Source organism: Paenibacillus humicus NBRC 102415 (genome assembly GCF_004000905.1).
Lineage (GTDB): Bacteria > Bacillota > Bacilli > Paenibacillales > Paenibacillaceae > Paenibacillus_O > Paenibacillus_O humicus.
Genome location: NZ_BIMD01000008.1, coordinates 1 through 12,707, shown reverse-complemented (window position 1 = coordinate 12,707; position 12,707 = coordinate 1). Strand labels below are relative to the sequence as shown.

The window sequence follows — 12,707 nt, the reverse complement described above, 5'->3', positions numbered from 1 at the left end:
CCTTTATCCCGTCAGAATCCCGCCAGATAGCGGGAATACTGGATCATGTTGCGTACCGAAGGACGAATCTTGCCTTCGTTCAGCGGCGTGTTGTCGTTCTTGGAAGGCTTGGAGTTGACCTCCAGCAGCCATACCCTGCCCCCTGTATCGAGGGCCAGATCGATGCCCAGCTCGCCGAAGTGCGCCGGTATCCGGGCGTCGATGCCTTGCGCGATATCGAGCGCGGCTCTTTGCAGCTTGGCGCCGGCGCCGGCCTTGTAGCCGGGAGCCAGATTGCTGCGCGCCACCGCTTCCTTGACCCGGCTGAGCGTTCCGCCGCGGGCGAGGTTCGAGACGAAGTGATTGCTGCCCGCCGTACGGGCAACGATGGAAGTCAGCGCCCAGCTGCCGCTATGGTTTTTCTGCACGAGCGCCCGGAAGTCGACGGGCCGCTTGCCTATATCGATCAGGGTGAGCCCCTGCTGCAGCTGGTAGCGCACGGTTTTCAGCTTGCCGCCCAGCGAGGAATACAGCTTAGCCAGGCTGGGATACGATTGGCGGCGGATGCCGGCCGGCGCCGTATAGGTGGCCAGCACGCTTTCGCCCTCGAGCTTGCTTACCCGGATGATCCCTTTGCCGAGGCTTCCGCGCTCGGGCTTGAGGAACAGGACGGGATGCCGCGCCGCCATCGACTTGAGATCGGCGTAGCTGCGCAGCAGCCTGGAATCCGGGAGGTACTTGGCAAGGCTGCTTTCGTGGCCGAGAGCGCCGAACACCTCGTTTTTATCCAGAAATTTCTCGTTGAATACTTGAGTTCCATATCGTGATTTCGCTTCTTTGAAAAACTGCTGAACCGAAGGGCGGTTCTCCAGCTTGCGCGCGGTAAGCCGGTTGTTGACCACATCCGGTACGGGCATGCTCGTTTTCCGCCAGCCGCCGTTGTAGATCCACCCCTCGATGCGCGAGCCCGATACCGCCGCATCGGGAGTCAGGAAGTAGACGGAGGCGCCTTGAGCGGCGCAGGCATCCACCAGCTCCCGGCAGAACATCGTGATCGCCCCGAACGGCCGGTCCGTCTGCTGCGGATAATCCCGGCTGATGAGGACGCCGATCAGAGGCCCGAGCGACAAAGTGCTTGAGCTCTGCTTGTAGCTCGATCGCAGGACGGCTCCTCCCGGTATGCCCATTTGGCGTGCCAGCGAGGCGCCGATTTTCATGACGTCGCCTTTGCCTCCGGATGAGATGCGCACCGTAGTCCGGAACGACCCGAACTTCAAGGTGACGGAGTGGCCGAGCGACAGTTTGTATTGCTTGACATAAGCATCGCCCAGCAGGATGGTATCCTCGGCCAAGGTGCCTGCCTGCGGCACCTGGACGGTGATTTTGGATTTAAGCATCGACGAATCTCCTTCCAGAGCGAAGGGTAGTGCGGGTTGGCGGTCGGATGGGTATAGGTGAATGAAACGGATTAATTCATCATATGAGGACATCTATACCTTGGTGATAGGCGCCGCCAATAAGGACGGGGCGTTTTGGCCGGATTGGGCGGATGCCCGGAGCGCGGAGGCGATCATTCCCGCCCGCATGGGACATGCTGTGAGGGATGCGGGGCAGGGGCCGGTGAAAAAGAAGCGAAGGGCGCGGAATCGTTCCGGAGAAACGAACGAGCTCGTGGCGACTCCGGCCGCCGGCACGTATCGATGTGCCATGCACCTGCCTCTGTCCCCCAATTTCATCCGCGTGCGCAGCAGGCGCCATGCTTTTTTGCCAGCGGCTCTTCCATGATGGTATGATGGGCGCAGGAAACACGAGGGAGATGAAGCCATGAACGTATATGATCGTGCTTACGAGCTGGCCCAGGCTCTGCAGGGCAGTCTGGAGGCCAAGCAGGTCATGGAGGCCCGCGCGGCGGCGGACCGGGATCCGGATGCCCGGCGGATGCTGGCCGACTTCCAGCGGCGCCAGCTCGAGCTGCAGCAGCGCATGATGGGCGGCGAGGAGCCGTCCGCCGAAGAGCTGGACGGCCTCGGCAAGCTGTACGAGCTGCTGAACCTCAATCCGCTCGTTCAGGACTACTTCGAGGCCGAGAAGCGCCTTGGCGTCGTGTATGAGGACGTGAACCGGATCATCGGCAGCTCCATGCAATCCGTGCTGCTTCCTTAACGGATCCCATTCTTTCCCTGGAGGGCATGTTCGCCCGCTCGTCCGCATAGGCTAAGACAGACAAGCAGCCTACTAGGAGAGTTGGGGGGAAGGATTGCGGATGAATTCCGGCAAATGGAAGCATGGAATCTACCTGCTCGCGGCGCTCGGCATGCTCCTCTATGCGCTGCCGCGCCTGGAGCTCGGCAGCCCGTGGAGCTTCGCCACGGTGTTCGGGGTGTTGTGGTCGGCGCTGGCTCTGCTCGTCATCGCGGCCAACCTGCGCGTCCTGCTCAGCGACCGCGAGCGGGAACGCAGGCGCGTAGCCGCCATACGGCGGCAGCGGGCGATGCACAACCGCAAGCTGCCGGAGAAGAAGCCGGAACGCCGCTACCGCGGCTGAGAGGCGGCAATCTTCGGAGGACGGGAAAAAGACCGGATGCAGGAGCTGGAGCCAGCTCTTTCTGCATCCGGTCTTTTTTTGGCGTCTGAGCCGGGAGGAACTTCCTTCCGTTTCATCGGGTCCCTCGGACCGTTTCGGTCCCTGCTCCTGTTCGGTCCATCTCTGCCCGGCCCGTTCCTGCCGGGGCCTCTCCGCCGCCGGACAGCACGGGAGCGCAGGGCAGAACGACGCTGACGCAGAGGATCGAGCCGTCAAGCCGGGCGGAAGCGGATCCCTTGTAGTGCCTGGCGCGCTCCGCCACGATGGAAAGCCCGAGTCCGGAATGGCCCGAGCCGGACGGCTTGGTGCTGTATCCCGCCCGGAACATTTTTTGAAGGATCGCCAGATCCGTTCCGGCCCGGCAGCGGTTGGAGACGGCGATGGTCATGCTGCGCCCGTCCAGGAAGGCTTCGAGCCGGACTTCGCGCTGTCCCGCCGGCAGCTCCGCGGCCTCGTCGAAGGCGTTGTCGAGCAGGTTCGCCGCAATGCGGACGAGATCGATGCTTTTGAGCGGAGGCAGCGCGGCTGCCTCAAGCAGATCTGCGATCTCGTAGTCCAGCGAGATGCCGAGGCTCTTGGCCGCCTCTTCCTTGACGCTGAGAAGGGCAGCGACGGCTGGAAACGGCAAGGCGGCGAGATCGGCGGCGACCCGGTTGACGGCCTCGATCTCCTCCAGCACCTCTCCCATATAAGCCCTCAGCTCTTCCTGCTTGCCCAGCTTCAGCATGAGATGCATGGTCTGGACATGATTGATGAAATCATGACGCTGCCCCCGAATCGTAGCCAGCATCCGGACGAGATCGCCTTCGATTGCCTGTCCGCCCTTGTCTTCCCCTTCGCGGCGTGCTTGGGCGATCAGCCGCAGCGCCATGAAGATGACCGGGGCGATCGTCGAGACGCTCAGAACGAGAAGGAGCGAAGAGCTCTGCCGGACGCCGCTGACGACATAATGCTCGAGAAACAGCAGCGCCAGCAGCATGAACTGCAGGGAGACGAGCAGGATGAAATAGAACATCGACGACCCTGCCGCTTTTGAAAGGCCCTTCTTCAGCATGGTTCCGGGATGGATATTCCGGCGCTCCATCAGCAGCGCCGCCAGCGCGAACAAGGCGAAGGAAGGCCAGCAGACGGCGATCTTCAGCCAGACGGGTCCGCTCAGGACGCTCTCGTAGGCGGTGAATTGAACCGCGGCGCCCATTGTGACCATATCCGACAGGATAATGAAGATGAGCAGCAGCGCTTGCACCACCAGGCGCTGCCGCAGACTCATTTCCCGGAAAAACAGCCAGAGAAAAAATGCGATGGAAACGATCGTATTGCCGAAATGCGCCCAGGCGGGAAGCTCGAAGAAGAAAAGATCCGTATATAGGGAGGACGCCGCGACGAATCCAAGAGTCCGCTTCCAGAAGCCTTCGGTCCGGATGCCGAGAAACTGGAAGGTGAAGCAGGTGAAGATGAGGCTCTGAGGAAAGGATACGAACACATAGAGAGTAGCTGAGCGCATGAGCAGGCTGGAATCGATATTCACACTTGGCTCTCCTTGTCGGACCGTTTCGGTATCGGTTCAGGCGTTCATTTCTACTTTAGCGGCTTTTTGCTAAAATGAACATATCGATTTTCATCGGCGAAAGGCGGCGAAGCAGGTGGCCTCAGACAACGGCGGCAAACCATCCATGGAAGCACTGACGAAGCACGAACAGCTGATCCGCCATATCGAGGAGCTGGAGCCGGGAGTCCGGATATCGGTCCGGGGCATCGCCAAGGAGCATGGAGTCAGCGAAGGGACGGCCTACAAGGCGATCAAGGAAGCCGAGCAGACGGGCCTTGTCGCGACCAAAAAAAGAATCGGAACCGTGCGTGTGCACCGCTCCCGCAGAGGATCGCTTGAAGGGCTCACCTTCGGCGACGTGGCCGAAATCGTGGAGGGACAGCTGCTCGGAGGCGCCGAAGGCCTGCAGCGGACGCTGCATAAGTTCGTCATCGGCGCGATGGAGCTGGAGGCGATGAGCCGTTATATCAACGAAGACAGCCTGCTCATCGTCGGCAACAGGCAGGAAGCCCACAGGACCGCGCTGCAGCAGGGCGCGGGCGTGCTCATTACGGGCGGCTTCGGCACGGGCGAGGAGGTCATCGCCCTGGCCGACGAGCGGGGGCTTCCGATTATCGTCTCCCGCCACGACACCTTCACCGTGGCCTCGATGATCAATCGGGCCATGTACGACCGGCTGATCAAGCAGAAGATCGTGCTGATCGAGGATATCATGAGCTTCGGCCGGCCGGCAGACGTGCTTGGCGCGAAGGATACGGCGGCGGATTTCCACCGGCTTGCAGGCATTACGGGCAGCTTCCGCTTTCCGGTGCTGGACGAGCGGGGCCGTGTCACGGGGATGATGACGGCCAAGGATGCGGCCGGATCGGATCCGCAGACGCCGCTGGAGCGGCTGATGACCCGTCATCCCATCACGGCTGCCCCCAATATCACCGTCACCTCGGCCGCTCATACGATGGCGGCCGAAGGCATCGACCTGCTGCCCGTCGTCGACCGCCACCGCAAGCTGCTCGGCGTCATCACCCGCCAGGAAGTGCTTGAAGCGATGCGGATCACCGGCCGCCAGGGCGAGTCCGGAGAGACGTTCGACGAGCTCATCGGCGCGGGCTTCGAGCGTCGGGAGGACGAGGGCTCGTTCCGGTATTCCGGCGTAGCCGCGGCGCAGATGTCCGGCACGCCGGGAACCGTATCCGAGGGCGTCCTGGCGACGCTCATGATCCAGGCTTCCCGGCGCATGGTCCGGGAGAGCGGGCGGAGCGACCATATGATCGAGAGCGTGACATCGTACTTCATGCGTCCGGTCGCCATCGATTCGCAGCTGCATCTGGAGCCTGCGGTGCTGGAGATGAGCCGCAAGTCGGCCAAGCTGGAAATTCAGCTCAGCGATTCCTCCGGCGTGGCGGCCAAGGCGATTCTGTCCATGCAGCTGATGGACGGTTATTGACAGGCTTCCGAGCCTTCTGCTTCCGCATGGCATGGATCTGCCGTCAGGCATCATGGATTCCGCTCCGGGCCCGTCAGCAGGACGATTGGGCTCGTCTTGATGCCGTCCCATTTTCACGACAGGCCGTTTTTTTCATGAGCTGCCGCCTTCCCGGCCCTCTTGGAGAAAGCGGCTTTTTTTGCATCCCCGAGACAGCAGAGCTTTGCTGCCGCACAGCCCAGGAGGATTTTTAGATCGGGTTGGAATCGCCCCTGTCCGTTTTTCCATTCATTTACAACTATAAGCACGCATGGTACAATGAATAGAGTCATATTGATAATGGTAACTTTATTCAAAAAGGAGGGCCATGCCATGGATCGTAAATTCACGAAAATAGCTCCACGGGAGCCGGACGGCCAGCTGTCCATGATGTTTGCGCGCGGAGGCCATCGTTCCGGCGCAGGCAGGAAAGCGATCGGAATTACGCGCAAGGTATCGCTCACGCTCAGCGAGCCGTTGTGGGCCGAGATCGACAGGCGATGTCGCCGGACGGGCCGGTCCAGATCGGAGGTTCTGCGGGTTCTCCTGGAAGCGGCTGTCGCTGCAGGGGGCGATGAGGCTGAAGAAGCTGAAGAAGCTGAAGAAGCTGAAGCTGAAGAAGAAAATGGAGAACCAAGAAGCTGAAAAAACAAGAAGTTAAAAAACAAGAAGCTGAAAAAACAAGAAGCTGAGGATACAAGAAGTTTAATAACCTGGAAGCGGAAGATAAGGAAGAGAACGGAAAATAATGGGATGAAGGCGCAGGTGGCGGGAAGATGCGGCTGATGATCAAGAGGGATCTATTGATGGAAGCATGTGACCAGGTTGTTCCGGCGGGAGGCGGGTTCCGGACCGGGGAGCTGCATTTGACCGCGGGCGGAGGTGAACTCGCCGTGAGCGCGGCTGCCGGAAGGATCGTGCATCAAGCCGTAGTGCCGGTTGATGCCGGCTCGCTGAAAATCGAGCATATCGGATGTCTGGCTCTGCCAGCCCGCTATTTCCTTGGCGTCATTCGCCAGGCGGACGGCGAATGGCTTGAGCTTGAAGGACCTTCGGGCGGCATGGCTCGCATCAAGTCCGGGCAGTCGGAGCATCGGCTGGCCGTTGCCGAATTCGGGGAACCGCCGGTTCTGGCCGATGCCGCCGGCCATCCTGCTTTCGTTTTGGATGCCGGCAGCTTCCATTCCAGGCTGAAGCAGGTTCTTTTCGCCGCCGCGGCTTCGGGCTCAAGGCTGCCGTTGACCGGCATTCTAATTGAAGCGGGTGGATCGTCCTGGAAGCTGTCGGCGACGGACGGTGTCCGTTATGCCAGCTGCCGCATGGGCGCTTGGGGCGGCGGCGGAGCCGGATGGAGCTGTCTGCTCCCGGCCAAGCCGCTTCACGACTCGCTCAAGGCGCTCGGAATGGAAAAGGGAGCCTCCCTTTCCCTCGCGATCTTTCCTTTCCAGGTCCAGCTGTCGGCAGGAAGGGCCAAGGTTCAGCTCCCGAGGCTGGAAGGCCGCCTGCCGTTCATCAAGGAGGACATATCCGGAGAGGGAGTCCAAGGCATTTCCCTGGACTCGGCTGCTTTTCGCCAAGCGCTCGATCGGGCCTGCCTGGTCGCCGGCCCTTCTGGCGCGGTGAGACTGAGCGTGGATGCGGAAGCAGCTTTTTCTGTCCGCGAGGACGGCAGGAGTAGGGGAGACCCGGCAAAGGCTGCTCGGGGTTGAACGGATTGCCGCCGCCGAATCATCCTGGCAGGTGCTGTTTCATGGAGGGGGCATGAGGGAAATCGCGCATGCCATCGACTATCCCCGGCTGTCGCTGGCAATCGGGGGCCGGCAGAAGCCGATCCGGATCACCGTTCCCGAGGACGAAGGGCGGCTGTACATGATAGCCCCCATCTTGGAGGCCGTCTGTCTTCAAGAGGAGGCTGAGCTTCATTCCAAATGGGGAGGAGCCCGCTGATGCCCCGATGTCCGGGATGCCAGGTTTCCCGGCCCGGCGGCGCAACTTCAAGCATCGTGAGCGGGTTCGATCCTCATCGCCGTGTTTGGGGAATGACAAAAGCCGGCCTGCAATGCCGTATACACGGCATTGCAGGCCGGCTTTGCTGTTCCGGAAGCGGCAAGCTTCAGCTGCCGCTGCGTTCCATGGAGGCGCGGATCATGCTGCGGTTGCGCAGGCCGGCAAAGATGTTGAACAGCCCGAGCACCATGAAGAGGGAGCCGATGATGACACGCAGCGTGGAGCCGCTGTACATGAACATCTGGATCAGCGAGATGAACAGGAGCATGCTGCCCATGCTGATATTCATGCGGGCGGCGTGCAGGGCGCGCTGGCGCGGGTCGGAGGAACGGCGGGACTTGAAGCTGTAGACGACGGACATCGCAGAAGTCAGGACGATGCCTGCGATGAGAATCCACTGAAGCCATACGACGGGATCGTTCATGGTCGAGTGCTGCTCCTTTTTTCAACTTGCGGACGCGAAGTCCGGTTTTTGGCCATTGTACCATGAATGCGGATGCAATCGCGAACAGGCTGCGGCGGGGGCCAGGCGAAGCTGCGGGCTTGGACGGACAATGGAGACGTGAATGATTTCATAGCGGCCCCGATGCTCGAAGCTTCCGGTCCGCTTCCGGAATCATGCTCCGCAACGAGCGTTGCCCCGCCTGCCGCTCCGACCACGGAGAGGAGTCCGTCGACGGACTCCTTTATCTCCTGGTGGAGTTTTTCGAAATGGGAGCTTTCAGCGGGATCCTTTCCTGAAGGCCTTTATCGAAGCGGCTTTCAGCGGGATCCGTCCTGCTTGGCGCTGCTGTTCATTTCCGGTCCCTTCTGGCTCACGCTGACCCATACCTGCAGCCTGTTTTCAACGACGAGCACCGTTTTGATTTCGAGCAGCAGGTTCTTGTCCTTGTCTTTATAAATTTTGCCGGCAAGCAGCTCGCGAGCGAGCCTCGACTCGCGGTCGATGTCGAAGACGCTATGGCCCTCCAGCACCTTCAGATCGTCGTGCAGCATTTTCCGCAGCCGCGTTTTGGCGGGCTCGTCGAGCGATGCCGTCACGGGACCGTCCTCGAAGCGGATCTGAAGCGATTTGATGATGGAACTCTGTTGGTTGAACTTGGTCAGCTTCTCGATTTCATTATCCCGTTCATTGAGCTGGCCTTCCAGCTCGCTCTTGAGGTTGGCGATCCGGTCGAACTGGGCCTGGAAGAGAGCCTGATAGAGGGCGGCGCCGATGACGATGCCGCAGATGACGAGGCCGAGCGCTTGGGTCAGCCTGGCGAAGCGGTCGAAAGGAGGCATGCGCATGGAGTCTCCTCACACCCCGTCCCGGCAGATCATGCGGATCAGCTCCGTGCCGGCATGCGCCCCGATGAAAGCGCAGAAGATGAACAGCAGCTGCTGGGCCACCGGGGACAGATGGCCTTGGGATATGTTGCTCTCGATGACCCGCATGGGATCAATCGTGCCGCCGACCGCGGCGACCAGCGCCCATATTTTCAGGCGCGATGCCGTATCGACCATCATAAGGGACGGCGGCGAGGAAGCCAGCACGGAGGCGATGCCCGCGAGCAGCGTGCCTCCGACGACGACTCCGAAGGCAATGAAGCAATCGATCAGGGCTTTGGTCAAGATCATGTTCATTCGGCTCATCCGCCTCACCTGTTTCGTCTAATAGTAGGGAGCGCTTGTCTCCCTTCCTCCATTCTATGGGCTTGGCCGGGTTGTTTATGATAAGATAGACGGAAAGAGCGAACAAGTGTGCCCCGCATGGGGAGAGGGAGAGAGCCGATGAGCGGAAGCGAGAGTTTCGTGCACCTGCATGTGCACAGCGAATACAGCCTGCTGGACGGAGCGGCGCGGATCCGCGACCTGACGGCGCGCGCGGCGGAGCTCGGCATGACCTCGCTGGCTCTGACCGATCACGGCGTCATGTACGGGGCGGTTCCCTTCTACAAGTCCTGCCTAAAGCACGGCATCAAGCCGATCATCGGCTGCGAGATGTACATGACGGCTGGCTCCAGGGCGGACAAGGGAACGCGCAAGGACAATCCGATCTACCATCTGATCCTGCTCGCCAAAAACGAAGCCGGCTACCGGAACCTCATGAAGCTGTGCTCGATCGGCCATCTGGAAGGGTTCCACTACAAGCCGCGGATCGACCACGAGGCGCTCGCCCGGCATGCGGAAGGGCTGATCTGCCTCAGCTCCTGCCTGCAGGGCGAGGTGGCGCAGCATCTGCTCTACGACCGTCCGGAGGAAGCGAGGAGGGCGGCGCTCCGTTACCGCAGCACGTTCGGCGAGGATTTTTTCCTGGAAATCCAGGACCACGGCATGGCGGAGCAAAAAAAAGTAATGGCCGGCATGATGGCGCTGGCGGAAGAGACCGGCATCCCGCTCGTCGCGACCAATGACGCCCACTACCTGCGGCAGGAGGATGCCGCCGTGCAGGATGTGCTCATCTGCATCGGCACCGGCAAAAGCGTCAGCGATCCGGACCGCATGCATATGCATGGCGATCAGAACTACCTCAAGAGCCCGGAGGAGATGGGGCGGCTGTTCCGCCACGTGCCGCAGGCGCTGGAGAACACGGTCCGCATCGCCGAGCGCTGCAATCTGGTACTGAGGCTCGGCGAGCACGCGCTGCCGGAATACAGCCCGCTGCCGGATGGCATGACAGCCGCGTCTTATCTGGAGGAGCTCTGCCGGCGGGGATTGGCGGAACGTTACGCCGCAGAAGCTTGGGGAGCGGCAGGCTCGGCAAGCGCGGTTGGCGTAGCGCCTGGAGACCGGGGAGCGGGATCCGGACCTTCCATGGCGGAGAGCGGCGGAGAGGGCGGGACGGCTTCTCCGGCAGATGGCGGCAGCTTCCTGAGGAAGGCGGGGGAGAGGCTGTCCTACGAGCTGTCCGTCATTGAGCGGATGGGCTTCAGCGACTATTTCCTCATCGTCTGGGATTTCATCCGCTACGCCCATGAGCAGGGCATCCGCACCGGTCCGGGCCGCGGCTCTTCGGCGGGCAGCCTCGTCGCCTACTGCCTGCGGATTACCGATGTGGATCCGCTGAAGCACAGGCTGCTGTTCGAGCGGTTCCTCAATCCCGAGCGGATCAGCATGCCGGATATCGACATCGACTTCAACGACGAGCGGCGCGACGAGGTCATCGCCTACGTAAGCCGCAAGTACGGGGCCGGGCATGTCGCGCAGATCATTACTTTCGGCACGCTGGCCGCCAAGGCGGCCGTCCGCGACGTCGGCAGGGCGCTGGACGTGCCGCTCGGCGACGTCGACCGCGTCGCCAAGCTCATTCCGGGCCAGCCGGGCACGACGCTGGAATCGGCGATGGCTTCCGTGCCGCAGCTGCGCGAAAGCGCGGATCATCCGGCTACCCGCGATCTCATCGCGATGGCGCTGAAGGTGGAAGGCATGCCCCGGCATGCCTCCACGCACGCCGCCGGCGTCGTCATCGCCGGACGTCCGCTGACGGACTACGTGCCGCTGCAGGCCGGCTCCGAAGCGGCTCCGCTCACGCAGTATTCCATGGAGAACGTCGAGGCGGTCGGCCTGCTCAAGATGGACTTCCTCGGCCTGCGCACGCTGTCCATCCTGGAGCGCACGCTGAACTGGATCCGCGAGAGCGAAGGCACGGAGATCGACTTCCGCGCCGTCGCCGACGACGACCCGGCGACGTACGAGATGCTCGGCAGGGGGGATACGACGGGCATCTTCCAGCTGGAGTCCAGCGGCATGCGCCGCGTGCTGAGGGAGCTGAAGCCTTCCTCGTTCGAGGACATCGTCTCGGTGCTGGCTCTGTACAGGCCGGGTCCGATGGAGTTCATTCCGCAGTTCATCCGGGGCAAGCACGGGCTTGCGGAGGTCCAGTATCCTCATCCCTCGCTGGAGCCGATTCTGAAGGACACGCACGGCATCATCGTCTACCAGGAGCAGATCATGCAGATCGCCTCTTCGATGGCCGGCTTCTCGCTCGGAGAGGCCGACCTGCTGCGGCGGGCCGTCTCCAAGAAGAAGCGCGAGATTCTCGACGAGCAGAGAGCGGCCTTCGTCAGAGGCAGCCTCGGCCAAGGCTATCTCGAAGAGGAGGCGGACCGGGTCTACGACATGATCCTGCGCTTCGCCGACTACGGCTTCCCGCGGGCGCATGCGGCGGCTTACGGCGTGCTGGCGTTCCAGACGGCCTGGCTCAAGCGCCATTATCCGGTCGCCTTCATGGCCTCGATGCTGGCTTCCGTGACGGGCAACCAGCGCAAGACCGGAGAGTACATCGACGAATGCCGGCGGATGGGCATCGCCGTGCTGCCGCCGGACGTCAACCATAGCGGAGTCACCTTCGCGCCGGACGGCGGAGCGGTCCGCTTCGGCCTTGCGTCGATCAAGAACGTCGGCACCCAGGCGATCGAGTCCATTCTTCGGGAAAGGAAGGAGCGCCCCTTCGCGAGCCTGATCGATCTGTGCCGGCGCGTCGACCTGCGCGTCGTGAACAAGCGCGTCCTGGAAGGCCTGATCGGCTCCGGCGCTCTGGAATCGATGCCCGGCCACCGGGCGCAGCAGCTCGCGGCGCTCGACGAGTCGGTGGAAACGGCGCAGAAGTGGCGCAAGGAGCGCGAGGAGCTGCAGATCGAGCTGTTCGGCTTCGAGGAAGTGCAGAACTGGGACGTGGAGCTGCCGGCCGTGCAGCCCTATTCCGCCGCGCAGCAGCTGGAGCTGGAGCGGGAGCTGCTCGGCCTGTACTTGACGGGCCATCCGCTCGACGCTGTCGAGCATGTTCTCGACGGGCTGGAGCTCGACCGACTGGTCGACCTGGCCGAGGCGCCGGACGGATTGTCCTGCGTCGCCGCCGTTCGCGTCGTGTCGCTGAAGCAGCTGCGCACCCGCAAGGGCCAGCAGATGGCCTTCGCGGAGGCGGAGGACCGCATCGTGCGCGCCGAGGCGGTGCTGTTCCCTACGGCTTGGTCCCGCTTCGGGGACAAGCTCGAAGCCGGCAGCCTGGTCGTCATCCAGGCCGCCGTGCAGCAGGGAGACGAGGACTTCAAGCTCATCGTCGATGACCTCGTCCCCCTTGACGCCGGCGATCCCGGCTTCGCCGCCGGGGTCGCCCGGCTTCGCCGCCAGGCGCGCGCCCGCAG

12 protein-coding genes are annotated in these 12,707 nt (G+C 62.3%); 7 read left to right on the top strand and 5 right to left on the bottom strand.

The window, feature by feature from the left end; translation table 11 throughout:
* Positions 1–11 precede the first annotated feature (11 nt).
* Positions 12–1,376, bottom strand: a complete 1,365-nt coding sequence (locus PHU01S_RS07645; protein ID WP_127506967.1) for a YheC/YheD family endospore coat-associated protein — start codon at positions 1,374–1,376, stop codon at positions 12–14.
* Positions 1,377–1,803: 427 nt separating this feature from the next.
* On the opposite strand from PHU01S_RS07645, the gene PHU01S_RS07635 reads away from it, so the two are divergent.
* Positions 1,804–2,142, top strand: a complete 339-nt coding sequence (locus PHU01S_RS07635; protein ID WP_127506963.1) for a YlbF/YmcA family competence regulator — start codon at positions 1,804–1,806, stop codon at positions 2,140–2,142.
* 100 nt (positions 2,143–2,242) lie between these two features.
* Positions 2,243–2,524, top strand: coding sequence for a hypothetical protein (locus tag PHU01S_RS07630; protein WP_021882490.1), 282 nt, complete (start codon positions 2,243–2,245; stop codon positions 2,522–2,524).
* A gap of 112 nt (positions 2,525–2,636) precedes the next feature.
* Here PHU01S_RS07630 and PHU01S_RS07625 read toward each other — a convergent pair whose 3' ends face one another.
* The gene (locus PHU01S_RS07625; RefSeq protein ID WP_049867857.1) at positions 2,637–4,091 is read right to left on the bottom strand and encodes a sensor histidine kinase; all 1,455 of its coding nucleotides are present in this window, start codon (positions 4,089–4,091) and stop codon (positions 2,637–2,639) included.
* A 115-nt stretch (positions 4,092–4,206) separates the two neighbouring features.
* On the opposite strand from PHU01S_RS07625, the gene PHU01S_RS07620 reads away from it, so the two are divergent.
* The 4 genes from PHU01S_RS07620 to PHU01S_RS07605 all read left to right on the top strand — a co-directional run bounded on the left by PHU01S_RS07620 (position 4,207) and on the right by PHU01S_RS07605 (position 7,521).
* Positions 4,207–5,556, top strand: coding sequence for a DRTGG domain-containing protein (locus PHU01S_RS07620; protein WP_232316861.1), 1,350 nt, complete (start codon positions 4,207–4,209; stop codon positions 5,554–5,556).
* A gap of 351 nt (positions 5,557–5,907) precedes the next feature.
* Positions 5,908–6,219 (top strand): ribbon-helix-helix protein, CopG family, encoded by a 312-nt coding sequence (locus PHU01S_RS07615; protein ID WP_127506961.1) that lies wholly within the window; start codon positions 5,908–5,910, stop codon positions 6,217–6,219.
* 161 nt (positions 6,220–6,380) lie between these two features.
* Positions 6,381–7,283 carry a DNA polymerase III subunit beta gene (locus PHU01S_RS07610; RefSeq protein ID WP_164763014.1) on the top strand — a complete coding sequence of 301 codons (903 nt, stop codon included), beginning with the start codon at positions 6,381–6,383 and terminating at the stop codon, positions 7,281–7,283.
* A gap of 52 nt (positions 7,284–7,335) precedes the next feature.
* The gene (locus PHU01S_RS07605; protein ID WP_164763013.1) at positions 7,336–7,521 is read left to right on the top strand and encodes a hypothetical protein; all 186 of its coding nucleotides are present in this window, start codon (positions 7,336–7,338) and stop codon (positions 7,519–7,521) included.
* 166 nt (positions 7,522–7,687) lie between these two features.
* Here the strand turns inward: PHU01S_RS07605 and PHU01S_RS07600 are convergent, their stop codons facing one another.
* The 3 genes from PHU01S_RS07600 to PHU01S_RS07590 form a co-directional block, all read right to left on the bottom strand.
* A complete protein-coding gene (locus tag PHU01S_RS07600) occupies positions 7,688–8,005 on the bottom strand; it encodes a YtpI family protein (protein ID WP_048748492.1) in 318 nt (105 codons plus the stop codon).
* Positions 8,006–8,343: 338 nt separating this feature from the next.
* On the bottom strand, positions 8,344–8,865 hold the full coding sequence (locus PHU01S_RS07595; RefSeq protein WP_048748491.1) for a sporulation membrane protein YtrI: 522 nt from the start codon (positions 8,863–8,865) through the stop codon (positions 8,344–8,346).
* Positions 8,866–8,880: 15 nt separating this feature from the next.
* Positions 8,881–9,207, bottom strand: coding sequence for a YtrH family sporulation protein (locus tag PHU01S_RS07590; RefSeq protein WP_048748490.1), 327 nt, complete (start codon positions 9,205–9,207; stop codon positions 8,881–8,883).
* A 147-nt stretch (positions 9,208–9,354) separates the two neighbouring features.
* On the opposite strand from PHU01S_RS07590, the gene PHU01S_RS07585 reads away from it, so the two are divergent.
* The coding region (locus PHU01S_RS07585; RefSeq protein WP_127506955.1) for a DNA polymerase III subunit alpha at positions 9,355–12,707 on the top strand (3,353 nt) is incomplete at its 3' end.

Excerpts from the sequence above, each read along its gene's own strand:
- PHU01S_RS07605 (WP_164763013.1), top strand. The coding sequence starts at position 7,336 with ATGAGGGAAATCGCGCATGCCATCGACTATCCCCGGCTGTCGCTGGCA.
- PHU01S_RS07600 (WP_048748492.1), bottom strand. The coding sequence starts at position 8,005 with ATGAACGATCCCGTCGTATGGCTTCAGTGGATTCTCATCGCAGGCATC.
- PHU01S_RS07645 (WP_127506967.1), bottom strand. The coding sequence starts at position 1,376 with ATGCTTAAATCCAAAATCACCGTCCAGGTGCCGCAGGCAGGCACCTTG.
- PHU01S_RS07630 (WP_021882490.1), top strand. The coding sequence starts at position 2,243 with ATGAATTCCGGCAAATGGAAGCATGGAATCTACCTGCTCGCGGCGCTC.
- PHU01S_RS07595 (WP_048748491.1), bottom strand. The coding sequence starts at position 8,865 with ATGCCTCCTTTCGACCGCTTCGCCAGGCTGACCCAAGCGCTCGGCCTC.
- PHU01S_RS07610 (WP_164763014.1), top strand. The coding sequence starts at position 6,381 with ATGGAAGCATGTGACCAGGTTGTTCCGGCGGGAGGCGGGTTCCGGACC.
- PHU01S_RS07615 (WP_127506961.1), top strand. The coding sequence starts at position 5,908 with ATGGATCGTAAATTCACGAAAATAGCTCCACGGGAGCCGGACGGCCAG.
- PHU01S_RS07635 (WP_127506963.1), top strand. The coding sequence starts at position 1,804 with ATGAACGTATATGATCGTGCTTACGAGCTGGCCCAGGCTCTGCAGGGC.
- PHU01S_RS07590 (WP_048748490.1), bottom strand. The coding sequence starts at position 9,207 with ATGAACATGATCTTGACCAAAGCCCTGATCGATTGCTTCATTGCCTTC.